The organism is Amphritea sp. (assembly GCF_050300915.1).
Classification (GTDB): domain Bacteria; phylum Pseudomonadota; class Gammaproteobacteria; order Pseudomonadales; family Balneatricaceae; genus Amphritea.
This window is the reverse complement of the sequence record NZ_JBNKYN010000094.1, coordinates 1-17,467: the sequence shown is the minus strand read 5'-3', so window position 1 is coordinate 17,467 and position 17,467 is coordinate 1. Positions and strand designations below refer to the sequence as shown.

General features: G+C 51.6%; 17 protein-coding genes. 11 read left to right on the top strand and 6 right to left on the bottom strand.

Annotated features, from left to right (window positions below; translation table 11 throughout):
- Positions 1–505 precede the first annotated feature (505 nt).
- Positions 506–1,054, top strand: coding sequence for a zf-TFIIB domain-containing protein (locus ACQY8X_RS18555; RefSeq protein ID WP_428036621.1), 549 nt, complete (start codon positions 506–508; stop codon positions 1,052–1,054).
- A gap of 140 nt (positions 1,055–1,194) precedes the next feature.
- Here the strand turns inward: ACQY8X_RS18555 and ACQY8X_RS18550 are convergent, their stop codons facing one another.
- From ACQY8X_RS18550 to ACQY8X_RS18530, 5 genes are all read right to left on the bottom strand, one after another.
- Positions 1,195–1,545, bottom strand: coding sequence for a cupin domain-containing protein (locus ACQY8X_RS18550; RefSeq protein ID WP_428036620.1), 351 nt, complete (start codon positions 1,543–1,545; stop codon positions 1,195–1,197).
- A gap of 64 nt (positions 1,546–1,609) precedes the next feature.
- Complete coding sequence (locus ACQY8X_RS18545) at positions 1,610–2,977, bottom strand: NAD(P)-binding domain-containing protein (RefSeq protein WP_428036619.1); 1,368 nt, start codon at positions 2,975–2,977, stop codon at positions 1,610–1,612.
- Positions 2,978–3,076: 99 nt separating this feature from the next.
- A complete protein-coding gene (locus ACQY8X_RS18540; protein ID WP_428036618.1) occupies positions 3,077–3,862 on the bottom strand; it encodes a PAS domain-containing protein in 786 nt (261 codons plus the stop codon).
- Entirely contained in the window at positions 3,859–4,560 is a 702-nt protein-coding gene (locus ACQY8X_RS18535) for a response regulator (RefSeq protein ID WP_428036617.1), read from the bottom strand. Before ACQY8X_RS18535 ends, ACQY8X_RS18540 begins: the two co-directional genes overlap by 4 nt.
- Before the next feature lie 23 nt (positions 4,561–4,583).
- The gene (locus tag ACQY8X_RS18530; protein ID WP_428036616.1) at positions 4,584–5,738 is read right to left on the bottom strand and encodes a sensor histidine kinase; all 1,155 of its coding nucleotides are present in this window, start codon (positions 5,736–5,738) and stop codon (positions 4,584–4,586) included.
- Between the two features lie 286 nt (positions 5,739–6,024).
- Here ACQY8X_RS18530 and ACQY8X_RS18525 point away from each other — a divergent pair, with 286 nt between their 5' ends.
- The 10 genes from ACQY8X_RS18525 to ACQY8X_RS18480 all read left to right on the top strand — a co-directional run bounded on the left by ACQY8X_RS18525 (position 6,025) and on the right by ACQY8X_RS18480 (position 16,342).
- On the top strand, positions 6,025–8,328 hold the full coding sequence (locus ACQY8X_RS18525) for a DUF1989 domain-containing protein (protein WP_428036615.1): 2,304 nt from the start codon (positions 6,025–6,027) through the stop codon (positions 8,326–8,328).
- Positions 8,329–8,361: 33 nt separating this feature from the next.
- Complete coding sequence (locus ACQY8X_RS18520; RefSeq protein ID WP_428036614.1) at positions 8,362–8,715, top strand: cupin domain-containing protein; 354 nt, start codon at positions 8,362–8,364, stop codon at positions 8,713–8,715.
- A gap of 268 nt (positions 8,716–8,983) precedes the next feature.
- Positions 8,984–10,336 (top strand): ammonium transporter, encoded by a 1,353-nt coding sequence (locus ACQY8X_RS18515; protein WP_428036613.1) that lies wholly within the window; start codon positions 8,984–8,986, stop codon positions 10,334–10,336.
- A gap of 11 nt (positions 10,337–10,347) precedes the next feature.
- Positions 10,348–10,515, top strand: a complete 168-nt coding sequence (locus ACQY8X_RS18510; RefSeq protein ID WP_428036612.1) for a hypothetical protein — start codon at positions 10,348–10,350, stop codon at positions 10,513–10,515.
- 135 nt (positions 10,516–10,650) lie between these two features.
- Complete coding sequence (locus tag ACQY8X_RS18505; protein ID WP_428036611.1) at positions 10,651–12,033, top strand: ethanolamine ammonia-lyase subunit EutB; 1,383 nt, start codon at positions 10,651–10,653, stop codon at positions 12,031–12,033.
- Between the two features lie 21 nt (positions 12,034–12,054).
- Complete coding sequence (eutC, locus tag ACQY8X_RS18500; RefSeq protein WP_428036610.1) at positions 12,055–12,873, top strand: ethanolamine ammonia-lyase subunit EutC; 819 nt, start codon at positions 12,055–12,057, stop codon at positions 12,871–12,873.
- Between the two features lie 290 nt (positions 12,874–13,163).
- Positions 13,164–13,502 carry a P-II family nitrogen regulator gene (locus ACQY8X_RS18495; RefSeq protein ID WP_428036609.1) on the top strand — a complete coding sequence of 113 codons (339 nt, stop codon included), beginning with the start codon at positions 13,164–13,166 and terminating at the stop codon, positions 13,500–13,502.
- Between the two features lie 9 nt (positions 13,503–13,511).
- Positions 13,512–14,765, top strand: a complete 1,254-nt coding sequence (locus tag ACQY8X_RS18490) for an ammonium transporter (protein WP_428036608.1) — start codon at positions 13,512–13,514, stop codon at positions 14,763–14,765.
- Between the two features lie 268 nt (positions 14,766–15,033).
- A complete protein-coding gene (locus tag ACQY8X_RS18485) occupies positions 15,034–15,747 on the top strand; it encodes a peptidase (RefSeq protein WP_428036607.1) in 714 nt (237 codons plus the stop codon).
- Between the two features lie 208 nt (positions 15,748–15,955).
- Positions 15,956–16,342, top strand: coding sequence for a NifB/NifX family molybdenum-iron cluster-binding protein (locus ACQY8X_RS18480; RefSeq protein ID WP_428036606.1), 387 nt, complete (start codon positions 15,956–15,958; stop codon positions 16,340–16,342).
- 366 nt (positions 16,343–16,708) lie between these two features.
- Here the strand turns inward: ACQY8X_RS18480 and ACQY8X_RS18475 are convergent, their stop codons facing one another.
- Entirely contained in the window at positions 16,709–17,095 is a 387-nt protein-coding gene (locus ACQY8X_RS18475; RefSeq protein WP_428036605.1) for a hypothetical protein, read from the bottom strand.
- Between the last annotated feature and the right edge of the window lie 372 nt (positions 17,096–17,467).

Here is a 17,467-nt window from a genome sequence, read left to right as displayed (position 1 = left end):
GTATCTGATAAAGATGAACGTTGCTTACTCGGACGCGCCGATAGCGCTCTTTATGCAGCGAAAGAGCGTGGCCGCAATCGGGTTGTGTTGGCGGCAGCGGAGCAGGACGTGTCCAATTGTGCTGACAGTGTTATCGCTTCAGAAAGCCCCGGGCCATAGTCAGGCATAAAGCTGTCATGTCGCTGTTTATTTTCTGCGCCTCAGTCGCTATGCTTGGATGATCGTGACTGCAAGGCCTGTGTTGCTACTTACCATCGTGCTGAGTCAGCAAAACATCAGGATAACAAAGGGATAGGTTAAAAAACGCTGGCGCAATAGATCGCCGGGTTAAGAATGCAACGTTCTGCGCATTCTCGTTTTTTCTGCCAGGAGATGGCTATGCGCTGTTCAGTACTACTTCCTCTCTCAATCTTACCGTTACCCTGCCGTTCATGCAGTGGGTCTGGCACGCATCTGCCAACTGTCAACATTAATCTGTTCAGCACAATGTGAGGTAACGCTTAGGATGAAATGCCCGATCTGTAAGAAAGGTAATCTGGTTCCCAGTTTTCTGGAAGGTTTATTTCGCGCACATACCTGCGATGACTGCGGGGGTAACTGGCTATTGATTGAGGATTATGTCGCCTGGAAGGAGCGTCATCCGGAACACGCTTTTGTTCAGGAAGATGCGTTCGAAGCTGACGATAGCAAACAGGCATTAATCTGCCCAATGACCGGCACCCTGATGCATAAATACAAAATTTCCAATAGCAGTGATCACCGGCTGGACTACAGTCCCAGTGTTGGCGGTGTCTTGCTGGACAAAGGCGAGTGGCAGTATCTGAAGGAGCAGAAATTAGCGGGTTCACTCAATAAGATTTTTACCGCTGAGTGGCAGCGGTCACTGCGCGAGCAGAATGCAGAAATGACATTCGCAGATATCTACAGGGAGCGGTTCGGTGACGAGTCATATGAAAAGATTAAAGAGATAAGGGCGTGGCTGAATGATCACCCGCGCAGGGCTGATCTGCGGGCTTATCTGCTGGCGGAAGACCCTTACTCGGTTAACAGATAAGTTTCTACTGTCGATATCTCTGCCTGCGTAGCACAAATATTTTGCTGCGATGTTATCAGAGCAAATCATCCTTCTTTATCGGTATAAACTAAGCAGCTTCTGTTCCGCTGCTTAGTTTACGAGCGCTCTGGTTGAAACGCCTATTTCAACTTAATCGCAAAGTGCTTAAACACCGGTTCAATGATCTCCCAGGTGCCGGTAAAGCCAGCATCAACCATAAAAGCATCACCGGGCATCAGGGTCTGCGGTTCCTGACCATCCTCAGTGATAATCACTTTGCCTTCGATCAGGTGGATAAACTCCCAGCTGGCGTAGGTGGCACGATAAGTACCCGGCGTGGCAGCCCAGCAGCCGGTGATCATCGACTCGTCGGGGCTGGTGTATTCGATCCAGGTGGTCATGGTGGGGTTACCATCGATCTTCTCCCAGCCCTCCAGATCATCAGTTATGGGGGTGACGCTTTTATCAATAATTTTTGTGACCCGATTCATAGTGTGTTTCCTGATGGTTTCTTTAATGATGCAAAAGGCCGGTCAGTGACCGGCCCGGGTAGTGTTAACCTGCCTGTTTAACCTCGCTCTTATCAGACAGATAGGCTTCCAGAGAGTCGTCCAGCGCATCGATCCAGGGCGTGTGGTGCGGTGGGGACATCGTGCCGGTCATCAGTGAGCGGAAAGAGTAGTCGCGGAAGGTCATAATGTTTTCCTTCTTGTGGTGTTTCCACTCCAGGAAGGTCTGGCGCACGCCTTCGATATCGAAGGTGGGATAATCGGTCGCTTCAATCAGTTCGAGGATGTAATCGCCCTGGAAGGTAAACATCTCTTCGGCGGTTTTCAGGGGTAGTTCCCGTTCACGCCACTCCATGCTGTTGGCGGTCATCTCCTCTTTGGTCGCAGGTAGTTCGATTCGACCGAGAATAACATCGCGCACATACCAGGCCTGGGCATCGAACATATTGAAGGTGTACCACTGATCCTGCATACCGAGATAGAACATCTGGGTATTGTGTTCCCAGACGACCCCTTTATAGAGGTCCATCGCCCAGAGGCGGTTGTCGGTTTTCAGGCGCAGGGATTCGTCGATGAAGGGGAAGTGATGCAGATAGCCGGTGCAGAGGATGATGGCATCAATCTTACGGCTGCTGCCATCGGCAAAGTAGGCGGTATCGGTATCCACCCGTTGCAGCAGCGGTTTTTCTTCCCAGTTTTTTGGCCACTTGTAGTTCATCGGCGCGGTGCGGTAACAACTGATCAGGCTGCGGGCACCATATTTGTAACACTGAGAACCGATATCTTCGGCGGAGTAACTGCTGCCGACCAGCAGAATATCCTTGCCTTTAAATTCCAGTGCGTCACGAAAATCATGGGCATGCAGAATGCGGCCGCCAAAGGTGCTGAAGCCCTCAAATTCCGGTACCCGTGGAGTAGAAAAGTGGCCCGAGGCACAGACTACATAGTCGAACTCTTCAGAGTAAACAGTATCGGTATTGTGATCGTGTACGGTTACGGTGAAAAGCTTGCTGGTGTCATCGAAGGTGATGTTGCGCACTGGGGTGTTAAAGCGGATATAGTCGCGCACCCCGGCTTTCTCTACCCGGCCTTTAATGTAATCCCAGAGCACTTCGCGGGGCGGGTAAGAGGCGATCGGTTTACCGAAATGTTCATCAAAACTGTAATCAGCGAATTCCAGACACTCTTTCGGGCCGTTGGACCAGAGGTAGCGATACATACTGCCATGTACTGGCTCGCCATGCTCATCCAGGCCGGTGCGCCAGGTATAGTTCCATAAGCCACCCCAGTCGCTCTGTTTTTCAAAGCAGACCATCTCTGGTATCTCTGCACCTTTCGCCTGAGCTGACTGAAAGGCCCGCAGTTGAGCCAGACCACTGGGGCCGGCACCGATTATCGCTACTCGCTTTGTCATCTGTTATCTCCTGATAATTACGTTCTTTTCATCAGGTTATTAAGATATCGGGCGGTGATAAATTCCTCAGAGTGGATAAGTCAAAAGGGGTAACCCGGGTTACTCTGAAGGGGGGCTGATATTGAGAATGATCCCTTCCACACCCAGTACGGCACCGGTTGAAGAGTAGATACCCTGGCCTTTTTCATACACCTGACGGTACAGACCGTCGGCATGGAGTATCTGGTAGTACAACTCAAAGCAACGGTGCTGCTGCAGGGCCTGTTGTACCGTTTCCCAGACTCTGCCCGCATCATTGGGGTGGATCAGACCCCCGATGGAGAGCTGGGTCTGATTGAGCAGCTGATCACGGTTGTAACCGGTGAGTTCCTGGCACCCTTCACTGACATACTCCATGGTCCAGCGGGTATCATTACGCCCCCGATAGAGCATTCCCGGTATCCGGTTAACTAATCCAGACAGGCTGCGATGGCTGGCTTTGCTGATCTCATCCTCCCGAACCTGAGGGGTGATATCGCAAAGGGTGGCCGTCAGGGGAAAAGGGTCCCCGCTGCGCAACGGTTGCAGGCGAATTTCACACCAGCGTACCTCGCTATCTTTGCGGATCAGGCGGAACCAGAGAAACTGGCCATCGCTCCCCCGGCTAACCTGCCGGGTGATATCGATCCAGTTTTTCAGCTCTTCCGGGTGGACATAGTCACTGAAGCAGGTGCCGGTTGCTTCTTTACTGGTGTACCCCGTCAGTGTTTTCCAACAGGCGTTGACGTAGCTGATTTGCAGATCGCTGTTAAACACTAAAACAGCATCTCCCAGACTGTTGAGTACTTCGCTTAGCGCTGGCAGATCTGCACTGGGTGTACGGCGAAACAACCTGAGCACCGTCATAGACCTCCTCCTGTCTCTGAAGGGGCAGACTTACCTGTAGGAGGCAGATTGGCATGGGCCCAGGCGGCCAGCTCCAGGCGGGAGCTGACGTTCAGTTTACGCAGCAGGTTTTTAACATAGACCTTAACCGTGCCATCACTGATACCCAGTTCCCGGGCGATCAGTTTATTGCTCATTCCCCGGGTAATCAGTGCCAGCGTTTGTTGCTCCCGTTCGGTCAGATCGAAGTGATTATTGCCTTTTGTGTCCCGGGTCTGTTGATCCCCCTTACTCAGATGGTGTGCCAGCATAGTGACGCCGGTATTATCCATGGCGATATTGCCCTGCATAACATCTTTAAGGCCACTGATGATCAGATCAGGTGCGGAATCTTTCAGCAGATAGCCATGTGCACCCGCCGAGATCGCCTCAAACAGTTCGCTGCTGTCATCCGATGCGGTGAGAAAGACGATCTTCTGCTCCACCCCCATCTGTTTAAGCTGCTGCAACAGTTGCAGCCCGGAAAGCTCCGGCATATGCATATCCAGTAACAGCAGATCGGGGCAGAGGCCGGGGAGGGCGTCAAGCAGCTGCTGTCCTCCGTCGAAATCCGCCAGTACTCTGAACTCGCCACTGTCGTTCAGCAGCTCAACCACCCCCCGTCGGAACAGAGGGTGGTCATCAACAATAATGACATGGGTCGGGCTAACTTCATTCATAAGATCATCACATTCAGTTGGGTTCATCGGGGGGCGTCGGCAATCACCAGATCTATACGGGTGCCGCCCTGGGGGCGTGGCAGAATAAACAGGCTGGCGTGGATCCGCTGTGCCCGCTCCTGCATGATTTTCATGCCAAAGCTGTCCTGGCGGGCCTGTTCGGCACAGATCCCCTTACCGTTATCCTCAATACGGATCCGTATAGAGCTATCACTCAGGGGTAATAGCTGTACCCGGGCATGCGAGGCATGGGCATGGCGGACGATGTTGTTGAGGGCTTCACGAATAATAAAGATCGCCTGGGAGTCATCTTCGGTGATCAGCTGGGCACCCACCCGGTTATCCAGTTCAAAAACAATAGCGCTGCGCTGTTCGAATTCGCTGATGGCCTGGCTGATCGCCTCAACCAGCTGTCCCTGTTCGATAGACAGCCTTGAGCAGGCGATCAGTTCCCGGGTCTGGCGATAGGCGCACTGGGCCTGATGGCACAGGTCTTCACTGATTGCCGCCAGTTCCGGTTCGGATGTGCGCTTACACTGATCCGCCAGCCGCGATGCCTTAATCCGCATATAGCCGAGAATCTGCGCCATGGAGTCATGCAGTTCGGCTGCATGGGCGGCTTTCTCTGATGAGATCGCGGCATTGATGCGGGACTGCTGCCGGTACCAGCTACTCAGCCCACCGCTGAGAGCCTCGGCAACCGGGCCCGATACCCGGTTGATCTGCTCGCTATCCGGCAGGCTGTCTTTAAAGCAGAGCACCATCCAGCCCGCCGGACTCTGTTCATCAAAGCGTAACTGCAGGGCATGAACAGACAGCGCTGTGCCCGGTAGTTTATAGCGCAACTCATTGGCGTCACTGAGGCAATGCTCCGTCAGTTGATAGCGCAGCTGACCGGCCAGGCCGATTGGCGGGGTGATTGATGCGGCGTGCAGTAGCTGATCCCGCTGCGGGGTCGGCATACCGATCAGATAGACCTGCGCCTGAAGATAGAAACCGATATAGCTTTGCAGTCGGTTTAGTGCCTGTTCCAGGCTGAGCCGGATATCTTCGCTGCAAGCCAGATCGACCACCAGTTGTGTCAGGGCCGGGGCGCAGACAATCTCTTTTTGTGGTGCGGGCTGATCGCGAAACAGCCGGGGAAAATTGTGCAGCCATAGTGGCAATGAAACCGCCATTCGAACCTCCTTACTGCTGGTTTCCCGCTCAGGGAAAGGTTTTCTTCCAGAGTTAACTTTGCAGTTTTTGTGCCATAGATGAGGGGCTACTCACTATGGATTACCCCTTCCTGAGAATTGTGTCTCAAATCACCATGAGTAAATATTTTTAACCATTGGGAAATTAATTTCTGCGGTCAAAGCGAAGATCTGTGTGCACCAAGTTAGTTCTGAAGTGCTTGATAGTGCACTCACATAGCGCTGTAGACGAAAGACAATCGGGTTAAAAGGTAATTGAGGCTTTTCTATGACGATTCAGCAACACCCTGCCGAGGATAGAATGAAGGATGAGTGGATACCGCGGTTGTATCGGCTGGAGGGGCAGGAGGCTCTGCGTCTTGATCTGCAGCAGGGCGACAAAATCTGCATTACCTCAGCCGATATGCAGCAGGGGTGTGAGTTGCTGTTTATCGATCCCGAGGGCGGTGTGATTGAAGCATCGTCACCTTCATACGCGTGCAGTATGGCAGTGAATACCCTGGCGCAACTGGATCAGCCAGGAGGCTCAGGATTGCGCTTAAAGGCGTTGTTGCAGGCCTGGGAGATCAGTGAACAAACACTGCAACGGGCTTGCTGTTTTACGCCACAGACACTGCCAGAATTTGAAGTCACTGCTGCGGTCACTCTGGTGGTGCTCTGTTGTGGCCGGGATATGCAGGTGGTTGAGCAATCCCCGGTAACCGCGTTACAGATAGCCCATTTCACCACCGCTGACGAGGTGTTACCACAGCCCCTGGCTGCGCCACGTTGTGAATTCCGGGTGCCCAGATGCAGCGCAAAGAGTTATGCGGTGAAAGCGGGTGAGTGGATTCAGATTATCGATGTTGAGGGCAAACAGTGCAGTGATTTTATCGCCTTTGATGCCGCGGCGCTGGCACGGGGGGAGGAGGTTGCGCTGGATGCAGTGGCCACCCGAACCCTTAATGGGCTGACTCTGCCGCAACCGGGCTTGCACTCGAAGTTTACCGATGCACAGCAGCAAACCATGCTCGAATTAGTGCAGGATACTGTCGGTCGGCATGACAGCTTTCTGTTTGCCTGTAATAGCAAATATTACGCAGACAGTGGTTATTTTGGCCATATCAACTGTACTGAAAATTTCAATCGTTGCCTCAGTGACTACGGCATCGCCCCCAGGGCAGGCTGGCCTGCGATCAACTTCTTTTTTAATACCCAGGCTGGCGACTGCGGCACCATCGGCTTCGCCGAACCCTGGTCCCGTGCCGGCGACTATGTACTGTTGCGGGCCTCACGGGATCTGATCTGTGCTTCTTCCGCCTGCCCCGACGATATTGATCCGGCTAACGGCTGGAACCCAACCGATATCCATATCCGCATCTACCCCGCAACCTGTGAGTTTCCCCGTTCAGTGGGATACCGGATAACACCCGAGGAACAACCCCGTATGACTAAGCCAACTGGTTTTCATAGCCGCACCTCCACCCTGACAAAGCAGTTTACTGAGTATCGTGGTTACTGGGTGGCCTCCGAATATCAGAACTATGGTGCCAGAGCGGAGTATCTGGCTTGTCGCGAAAGGGTGGCGATGATCGATCTGACACCGCTGCGAAAATTTGAAGTGCTGGGGCCTGATGCTGAAACCCTGCTGCAATATGCCCTGACCCGAAATGTAGCCAGGATGTCGATTGGCGAAGTGGTCTACTCGGCGGTGTGCCACAGCACCGGTGGGATGATCGATGACGGTACGTTGTTCCGGATGGGGCAACACGCGTTCCGCTGGATCTGTGGCGACTCCTATTGCGGTATCTGGTTACGCCAGTTGGCTGCTGAAAAGGGGTTGCAGGTACAGGTGTGCGAATCGACCGATCAGATTCATAACGTCGCTGTGCAGGGGCCGCAAAGCCGTCACCTGTTACAGCAGATCATCTGGAATGGGGAGGCTTGTACGCCGGTATCTGAACTGGGCTGGTTCCGTTTTATGACCGGTCGGCTGGATGGTCCGGAGGGTATTCCGGTGATGGTCTCCCGCACCGGCTACACCGGCGAACTGGGGTTTGAGGTCTGGTGCCATCCCGATAATGCCGCAGAGGTGTGGGATCGTATCTGGGAAACCGGCGAGCCCTTTGGCATCGCTCCGCTGGGATTTGATGCCCTGGATATGTTGCGTATCGAAGCGGGGCTGATCTTTGCCGAACATGAGTTTTGCGCCGAAACCAACCCATATGAAGCGGGTATCGGTTTTACCGTACCGCTGAAAACCAAGACCGATGATTTTGTTGGCCGGACAGCCATAGAGGCTCAAAACCCGGCTAGTCGAAAAAAACTGGTAGGGCTGTTAATCAACAGCCAGGAGACCGTGAGTCACGGAGATCCTGTTTTTAATGGCCGGTTTCCGGTGGGGGTTGTGACCAGTTCTACCTATTCACCCGCGCTTAAAAGTCAGATCGCGCTGTGTCGCATAGAGCCCCAGTTTGTTGAACCGGGCACCACGCTGGAGGTCGGGCAACTCGATGGTCAGCGTAAACGAATAGCGGTCAGCGTCACCTCGCTGCCTTTCTATGACCCGGAACGAACCCGGGTCAGAAGTTAATTCACTTTTTATCAACTCGAAGGAGTAATACCCATGGCTATGACCTACATAAAACAAGCGTCACAGATGAAACAACCGAGTATGGAGCGTCCCGGAAGCAACGCTTTTCTGGGGGATGTACTGGTATCGGATGATGCCGACAAAACCATCGTCAGCGGCTTCTTCCGCATGGAAAAGTCCGATGCACCGCTGGTGTATGAATACACCTACCATGAGATGAAGATTATCGTCGAAGGTGAGATGACGATCTCCGATCAGGAGGGGAATGAGGTGGTGGCTACCGCAGGCGATATTTTCTACTTCCCTAAAGGTTCGATTATCACTTTCCAGTCATCCGATTATGGCATCGGCTTCTTCTGTGGACAGCGCCGCGAAGGCGAAGGCTGAGCGTTCAACTGTTATGTGATGAAGCTTAAAAATGACCCTAAATGATGCAATGCACCAAACAGGGTCGGTTTTTGAAGCAAAAATAGATGTAAAAGTACAGCCTATATTCGTTAACCTTTTGATATAAATCAAAAAATAATTAGTTTGGTATGATATCTGCATTTCCTTGGGAGAAATAAAGTTTACCAATGATAAATAAAAGTTTGACTGTTTGAGTCACAGTTCTAACGCTTAACACTAGAAATTTAACTGATGAGAGGTTTCCAAAATGGAGCAGACAGCCCCTACACTTGCAGAGTTGCAAACTCTGATTGAGATGACGGGCACCATCAATATGGAGGTGTTCTATTGGTGGTGTACCGGTCTGATGGTGATTATCCATGCAGGCTTTCTGGCGTATGAGATGGGTGCATCCCGCCTGAAAAACGCATTGGCGTCCGGTGTGAAAAACATTCTGGCTTTTGCCTTTATTATTCCCACTTTCTTCTTCTTCGGCTGGTGGATCTATCTGGCGATGTATAACGGTTTCACACCGGATTATGAAGCAGGCGCTGCAGGTTTACCCTGGTCGCTGAATATGGGGCCAAACCTGACTGATAATGCCAGTGGTATCTTCTGGGGTGCTTTCGTACTCTTTGCTGCAACCACCGCCTCGATTTTTTCAGGCGCAGTCATTGAACGTATCCGCATGAGTTCATTCCTGATTCTGGCCATTATTCTGGGCTCAGTTGTCTGGGTTCTGGGGGCTGCCTGGGGCTGGCATCCTTCTGGCTGGCTTACCGTTGAGTGGGGCTTCCACGACTTTGGTGCGGCTGGTTGCGTACATATGGTTGCCGGTTTCTTCGCACTGGGTGTGACCATTAATCTGGGGCCACGTATTGGTCGTTTCCTGGCAGATGGCACTGTGGTTGATATCAAAGGCCATAGTATGCCGATGACCATTATCGGTCTGATGCTGATTATCGTGGGTTTCTTTGGCTTCCTCGGCGGCTGCATCATCTACACCGGTGGCGCGCAGTGGACTACTATCTTCGGCACTCCGGTGACGCTGTCTGCGGTCAGCTTCAACACACTGATGGCCTTCTCCGGCGGTATTATCGGCGCATACTTTGTTACCCGTCAGCCGTTCTGGATGATGTCTGGTGCGCTGTCCGGTATTTTCTGCGCCGCGCCAGGCCTTGATCTCTACTATCCGCCTCTGGCATTCGTGCTGGGTATTACCGGCGGTGTCGTTTCACCACTGGCTGATAAATTTATCACCAACAAGTTCAAGATCGACGATGCGGTTGGCGCCTTTGCTGTTCACGGTGTCGGTGGTCTGATCGGTATTGTCAGTCTGGGTATCTTTGCCAGCGGCTTTCCAAATGTTGTTGAAGGTGCGCCAGATGTTTCCTTCTCCGGTCAGCTGATGAGTGCGGGCGTCATGGCTCTGCTGGGCTTCGTCCCTGGCTTTGGTCTGTCATACGTGATGGCTAAAATGAACTTCCTGCGTGTTCCACCTAAAGCTGAAGAGATGGGGCTGGATATCGTGGAAGTACCGCTGCAAGCTTATCCTGAATCTGTGCCTGCATACTCTGCACCTGCAGAGATTCCGGCAACTAAAATTACTGCAACAGCATAAGGAGAACGACGATGAACTCTAGTCCTATTACGACCTGGGAAGGTGCAGAAGCCTATTTTACGTTTGCTGACAGCCCAACTGTAATGATGATTATTCTGGCGCTGGCTGTGGCCGCGACGGTGGGGGCAGTGGTTGCCAGTGTATTGCATGAGAATCACACCTATATCGACTATAAATAGTTATCCGCTACAAGTGGTCAGGCTAATGCTGTAACACTATAGTTGGTAAAATAATCCGGTGCAGTTCAGGCTGCACCGGAATTTTTCTGCTTAATCTCTGTTTATCTGAAAAAGCTTTCTGGAGACCGATCTGTCATGACTGGTTATACGGCAACCGCGGGACAGCAACGCTGGCAGTTTACTGATCTCAAGGATCTTCTGGCGAAAGCGACACCACTACGTTCGGGAGATTGTCTGGCGGGCCTGGCCGCAAGCTCCTCGCGTCAGCGGGTTGCGGCACAGATAGGGCTGGCTGATCTGCCATTGAAGGCTTTTTTAAATGAGCAGGTGATCCCTGCGGAGATCGATGAGGTTAGTCGGCTGATTGTCGAGAGCCACGACCTGATCGCTTTCGCTCCAATCTCTCATCTGACGGTGGGGGACTTTCGCAACTGGTTGCTGTCCGATCAGGCTACCACCGCAACGCTTAAACAACTGTCGCCGGGTTTAACACCGGAGATGGTGGCTGCGGTCTCTAAGCTGATGCGCATTCAGGATCTGATACTGGTGGCATCCAAGTGCCGTAATGAAACCGCTTTTCGCAACTCTCTGGGTGGCAAGGGTGTCCTGTCTACCCGGTTGCAGCCTAATCATCCGGTTGACGATCCGGCGGGTGTGGCCGCCAGTATTCTGGATGGTTTGATGTATGGCAGTGGTGATGCAGTGATCGGTATCAATCCGGCCACCGATAACTACCTGGCAGTCACCGATCTGCTAAAGATGCTGGACGATATTATCGGTCACTATGGCATCCCAACCCAGTCCTGCGTGCTCACCCATGTCACTAATCAGATCGAAGCGATCAACCGGGGTGTGCCGATCGATCTGGTCTTCCAGTCGATTGCCGGTACCCAGGCCGCCAATGAAAGTTTTGGTATCAATCTGGCGCTGCTGGGTGAAGCTAATCAAGCTGCCCGCGAGTTGCAACGGGGTAGCGTGGGGAACAACGTGATGTATTTTGAAACCGGGCAGGGCAGTGCACTGTCGGCCAATGCCCATCATGGTGTGGATCAGCAAACCTGTGAAGTGCGGGCCTATGCGGTCGCGCGGCATTTTGATCCGCTGCTGGTGAATACGGTGGTGGGGTTTATCGGCCCTGAATATCTGTATGACGGTAAACAGATCATTCGTGCGGGGCTGGAAGATCATTTCTGTGGCAAGTTGCTGGGGCTGCCGATGGGGTGTGATATCTGTTATACCAATCACGCAGAGGCAGATCAGGATGATATGGATATGCTGCTGACGCAGATGGCGGTAGCCGGTATCAACTTTATTATGGGGATCCCGGGGGGCGACGATATTATGCTGAACTACCAGACCACCTCTTTTCACGATGCCCTCTACATTCGCGAGGTTTTAGGCCTGCGGCCCGCACCTGAATTTGATCACTGGCTGCAGCAGGTCGGTATTACCCAGCCTTCCGGACGATTGGCTGAGTGCATGCCGGAAACCTTCAGTAACCTGTTGAAATCCTTATAGAAAAGAGCAGGGAGTTCGGTGATGAATGAGCTGGAACAAACGCAGCAAACAACCCCTGTTACAGAGAACCCCTGGCAGGCGCTGCGACGTTATACTGCTGCCCGTATCGCCCAGGGGCGCACCGGCGTGAGTCTGCCAACCAGTGCTCTGCTGGCATTTCAGATGGATCATGCCAGCGCCCGGGATGCGGTGCATACTGCGTTGCAGATTGAACCCTTAACGGAACAGTTACAGAGCGCAGGCTACCAAACCATTCAACTGCACAGCCGGGCCAGTGACCGGACTGAATATTTGCAGCGTCCGGATCTGGGTCGCCGACTCGATCTGCGCTCAGTGAAGCAGTTGCAGGAATACCGGCAGAAACACCCGGACAGTGCCAGGGTTGCTCTGGTGATCGCCGATGGTCTGTCATCCCTTGCTGTACAGAATCACGCTGCTGCGATGGCCGGGTCTGTTCTGAGCCGTTTAGCAAACCGCGGGTTGAGTATCGCTCCGGTGACCATTGTCACTCAGGGGCGGGTCGCGGTTGGTGATGAGGTGGCCGAACTGCTGGGGGCTGAGCTGCTGATTCTGTTGGTGGGCGAACGACCAGGGCTCAGCTCACCCGACAGTCTGGGAATCTATTTCACCTACCAGCCATCGGTAGGGTTGACCGATGCCCGGCGTAACTGTATCTCCAATGTGCGCCCTGCCGGAATGAGTATCGAAGCGGCCAGCGAAAAACTGATCTGGCTGATCGATGAAGCGATGCGCCTGAAGTGTTCCGGTGTTGGCCTCAAGGATCAGTCAGTTTCAGCTGTAAACATTAACGGCAAGAAGAACTTTCTGCTGCCTGAGTGACCTGCTCAGAGCAGAGAATAAACCTTTCATCATCCCCCAAAAAACCAGTAACACCCTCCTTCGGTGTTGCTGGTTTTTTTTACTCTGCTGCACAGGTTTCTGATAGCTAATCAGTGCACGCCTGTGTGATTCGTACTGGTGCGGTGCACTAAGAGTGTGCGACAGAGTGAGGGGTATCCCGCCAAAAATAATATAACTAATTGAATAATAATAAAAAAATATTATTGGCATGAATATTACATATTCCTTTAAAGAATAATATATTCCTTATGGAAAATTTTGGAGGAGAGATGAAATTAATAACGGCCATTATCCGGCCGCACACTCTGGATGAGGTAAGAGTGCCTTTACAGTCCATTGGCGTGAGCGGTCTGACAGTTACTGAGGTTAAGGGGTATGGGCGCCAACAGGGGCACACGGAACTTTATCGGGGTGCAGAGTACCGTGTCAGTTTTGTACCCAAGATTAAACTGGAAATTGCACTCGATGATGCCTTGCTGGATCAGGTTGTGGACGCGATTTCCGGGGCCGCCAGAACGGGCGCTTTTGGCGATGGCAAGTTGTTTATTCAAGACCTTGATCAGGTTTTCAGAATTCGTACCGGAGAATCCGGTGCATCTGCATTGTAGGAGAAACAGATGAGTAATCTACCAATTGAACTGTCATACGCGCTCGATACATTTTATTTTCTGATATGTGCCGTGCTGGTGATGTGGATGGGCGCAGGCTTTGCCATGCTCGAAGCCGGACTGGTCCGCAGCAAGAACACCGTTGAGATTCTTAACAAGAACGCTTTGCTGTACGGTATCGCCTGTATTGCTTACCTGCTGGTGGGCTACAACATTATGTATCCGGCTGATCCGATCAGTGGGGTTATTCCCGGTCTGGATTTCCTTCTGGGGGCTGATAACAGCACGGACGCTGTGGTGGCGGGTGGCGATGATGCACCGTATTACTCCAGTATGGCTGATTTTATCTTCCAGGCGGTGTTTGCCGCTGCAACCATGTCGATTGTCTCCGGTGCCGTGGCTGAGCGGATGCGCCTCTGGCCATTCCTGATCTTTGCTGTCTTTATGGTGTCCTTTATCTACCCGCTGGAGGGGTACTGGAAGTGGGGTGGCGGTTTCCTGGATGAGCTGGGATTCCTGGATTTTGCCGGATCAGTGGTGGTGCATATGGCGGGCGCTGCAGCCGCTCTGGCCGCTGTGATTCTGGTGGGGCCGCGTAAAGGTAAATATGGTGCTAACGGTGAAGTCCGGGCTATTCCCGGAGCAAACCTGCCGATGGCAACTCTGGGGATGTTTATTCTGTGGATGGGCTGGTTTGGGTTTAATGGTGGATCAGAACTGAAAATAGCCAATGTTGAAGAGGCTAACGCGGTAGCGAAAATCTTTGTTAACACCAACGCAGCAGCCGCTGCCGGAATGGTGGTTGCAGCGCTGTTTGCCCGGATTCTGTTCGGTAAAACCGATCTGACCATGACGATCAACGGCGCACTGGCTGGCCTGGTTGCAATTACGGCTGAGCCACTACTGCCGGATGCCGGTACTGCATCGCTGATCGGTGCGGTAGGTGGACTGGTGGTAGTGATCTCGGTGCTGACATTGGATAAGCTGAAACTGGACGATCCCGTCGGGGCTATTTCAGTGCACGGTGCTGCCGGTATCTGGGGGATCTTTGCGGTACTGATCAGTAACCCGGATGCTACATTCATGGCCCAGCTGATCGGTACTGCAGTAACTTTTGCCTGGATGTTTGTTGCCTCTTTCATCGTGCTGCTGATCATCAAAGCGGTGATGGGGCTGCGTGCCAGTGAAGAGGAGGAGATGGAAGGAATGGATGTTCACGAATGTGGTATGGAAGCCTATCCGGAATTTACTTCAGGTAAATAACCTGCATAAATCCCGGTTCTGATTTTGAAAAGCCACCCGCTGCTGAGCCGGTGGCTTTTTTTTATCTAAGTACACCGATTTCCGGTGGTTATCCCTGAGTATACGGGGGGAGAGCGTTTAAATATCCTTTCATCTGACAAATAAATAATAGGTATGTGCTGTAAAACTCATATAATAAGCAGCGTTGAAGCCTGAGCACTACGGCCAGGAATAATTCAACGGTACTAGTTTTTCAGCCGTCGTATAACAGGGCATTTAGGAGAGAACCGTGACCTACTGTGTGGGTATCAGAACAAGTCAGGCAACCATCATGATTTCCGACTCCCGTACCAGTGCCGGGGTCGATAATATCAGCACCTATAGCAAAATGTGGCGTTATGGTATTCCCGGTGAACGTCAGTTTGTCATCTGTAGTGCGGGCAACCTGGCAACCACTCAGGCGGTTATCGCGACTATCGAACGGGATATTAAGAACAGTGCTGAGATTAGTTTACTGACCGTGACTGATATGCATCAGGCTGCTGAGTATATCGGCAATGTCAGCGTTACAGTGCAGGAAAAGGCGGGCGGGGGCTCGGTATTTGAAGCGACGTTTCTGCTGGCCGGTGAGATTCTTGGGGCAACCAGTGGTCTTTATATGATCTACGCGCAGGGAAACTATATCGCCAGTTCGAGCCAGGTACCCTATCTGCAGATTGGTGAAATAAAATATGGTAAACCGATATTAGACCGGGTCATTCAGGAAAGCACCTCCATTGACAGAGCGATTGTTTGCGGTCTGATTTCGATGGATGCGACGCTGAAAAGTAACCTGACCGTGGGCCCGCCGATTGAGCTGTACATACTCCAGCATGGCAGCCTTACTTTAGGCCGTTACCGCTCATTCGGCGAAGACGATGAGTATATGCGGGATCTGCGCAAATTGTGGAATAAAGCGATGGAAAGTGCGGTGGATGCGATGCCGCGATTAACCCTGAGTTGAGAGCACCGAAATGTATGGTGCACAGCGTTGTACCTGAACTACCTCAGACTAAAAATGCAGCCGCACTGGCTGCATTTTTTTCTTTGGCGTAGCCAAACACTGCTTCAGGTCAGGGTTTGATCGCTGAACTTAAGTAAACTGGAACCGTGATTTGCAAAGGCAGATTGAAGCTTAATGATGAATTCAACGTGCTGAGTAGGGTATGCAGATGAAAATAGCAGTTGCCAGCAGAGATGGTATATCGGTCGCCGGACATATCGGTAAATGTAAAAGCTGGATTATTTTTCAGTCGGACGCACTACAGCAGATAAAACTGGTCGAGATGATCACTCTGCCCAGAGAGCTGGTGTTTCATTATTATAAGGATGATATGCCCCACCCGTTAGTCGATTGTGATGTGGTGATTGGTGCCAGCGCCGGAGATAATTTTGTGAACAAAATGGCTCTGCGGGGTATCAATGCCGTGCTGACGGCTGAAACAGACCCTGAAAAAGCCGTGGTTGATTATCTGAACAAACAGATAACTCCCCCGAAGCCCCGCCCCATAGGCGGCCTGGTATGCAAAGTCAGGGATGCACTCTCATCGCATAACTGATGGCTATCTGTAACGGGCAGTACTGAGCTTTCCATCCGGGCCTCTGTTTGCGGGGCTATCTTTCTGGTCGTGCTCTGGCTGCCTCCTCTTTTTATCTGGGTCGCTGCACTCAATGGCTCTTTTGCCACCTCTCATATCTACTGATATAAGGCGGTGTCTTGCTATTGAAGCGATCTGTAATCACCATACTCATTAAGATCTTACCGTATTTTTATACGAAACCTATAACGACACCTCAACCAAGTAAATGAACTGCATTCCTCCCAATTGTCGATGCATGCTTCCAGCAAAGATATTCATTGGTATGTAGGCGCTGGCCCAAAATGCACACCCTGCTGGCCGAATGAACACTCTATTTGATTCACGCTATTCTAAACTACGCTTTTTAAATATTTCGATTGCAATTAATGACTGAGTACGAATAGGCTCCCAAACAGGATTTTCCAAGGCAATCAAATTTTCCTTTCTTGTTTTAGCTTCAACCAGAAGAGAGTCTGGTATAACTGCCAGCGCCTTACTAATTTCATTCAATTTAACCAACTCATCTTCGGTAAAATTTTCGGGAAATTCATTAACCAAAAAATTTATGCTTGAAAGTTCATCTAGCAATTCCCATGCAACATTATAATCACCAAAATACTCGCACTGATCTACTGCACTTTGAGTTGCTATATCCAGAGCCTGGACAAAGTAAAACACAGCGTTGGTGAACGACTCGTCCCTCGACAAAACATCATTTTCATTTTTCTTCATACTATTTAATCCATAATTGCTTAGATACAACTCGGGATCTCGTCCTCTATCATTGTACACTGTCCATTACGCTGTGCCTCTCGATAGTCTGCAATAGCTCGTATCACTTCGCTAAAGATGACCATCGAACCAAATCCTCTGACCATTCCCCCTCGCGGCCCTCCACGAAGACTTGGATGAGCTTGCTCAGGTGTAATAGGGTTACCGCTCAGATTAAATCTTTGCCATCCGGCTTGGCCTGGTGTTTTAACCTTCCAATAAGGTTCTCTCGCACCAGCGGGCTCTCCATTAGCACCATCAGGGACATAACGACAGATCGCTCTAGGACCATTTGATTGAGCTGGTCCGTAGTATGTGCCAAGTCTTTGCCCT

Bases quoted from the DNA above. Each gene is read 5' to 3' on its own strand.
- ACQY8X_RS18510 (WP_428036612.1), top strand. From the start codon at position 10,348: ATGAACTCTAGTCCTATTACGACCTGGGAAGGTGCAGAAGCCTATTTT.
- ACQY8X_RS18530 (WP_428036616.1), bottom strand. From the start codon at position 5,738: ATGGCGGTTTCATTGCCACTATGGCTGCACAATTTTCCCCGGCTGTTT.
- ACQY8X_RS18480 (WP_428036606.1), top strand. From the start codon at position 15,956: ATGAAAATAGCAGTTGCCAGCAGAGATGGTATATCGGTCGCCGGACAT.
- ACQY8X_RS18540 (WP_428036618.1), bottom strand. From the start codon at position 3,862: ATGACGGTGCTCAGGTTGTTTCGCCGTACACCCAGTGCAGATCTGCCA.
- ACQY8X_RS18535 (WP_428036617.1), bottom strand. From the start codon at position 4,560: ATGAATGAAGTTAGCCCGACCCATGTCATTATTGTTGATGACCACCCT.
- ACQY8X_RS18515 (WP_428036613.1), top strand. From the start codon at position 8,984: ATGGAGCAGACAGCCCCTACACTTGCAGAGTTGCAAACTCTGATTGAG.
- ACQY8X_RS18550 (WP_428036620.1), bottom strand. From the start codon at position 1,545: ATGAATCGGGTCACAAAAATTATTGATAAAAGCGTCACCCCCATAACT.
- eutC (WP_428036610.1), top strand. From the start codon at position 12,055: ATGAATGAGCTGGAACAAACGCAGCAAACAACCCCTGTTACAGAGAAC.
- ACQY8X_RS18520 (WP_428036614.1), top strand. From the start codon at position 8,362: ATGGCTATGACCTACATAAAACAAGCGTCACAGATGAAACAACCGAGT.
- ACQY8X_RS18505 (WP_428036611.1), top strand. From the start codon at position 10,651: ATGACTGGTTATACGGCAACCGCGGGACAGCAACGCTGGCAGTTTACT.
- ACQY8X_RS18525 (WP_428036615.1), top strand. From the start codon at position 6,025: ATGACGATTCAGCAACACCCTGCCGAGGATAGAATGAAGGATGAGTGG.
- ACQY8X_RS18545 (WP_428036619.1), bottom strand. From the start codon at position 2,977: ATGACAAAGCGAGTAGCGATAATCGGTGCCGGCCCCAGTGGTCTGGCT.
- ACQY8X_RS18490 (WP_428036608.1), top strand. From the start codon at position 13,512: ATGAGTAATCTACCAATTGAACTGTCATACGCGCTCGATACATTTTAT.
- ACQY8X_RS18555 (WP_428036621.1), top strand. From the start codon at position 506: ATGAAATGCCCGATCTGTAAGAAAGGTAATCTGGTTCCCAGTTTTCTG.
- ACQY8X_RS18495 (WP_428036609.1), top strand. From the start codon at position 13,164: ATGAAATTAATAACGGCCATTATCCGGCCGCACACTCTGGATGAGGTA.
- ACQY8X_RS18475 (WP_428036605.1), bottom strand. From the start codon at position 17,095: ATGAAGAAAAATGAAAATGATGTTTTGTCGAGGGACGAGTCGTTCACC.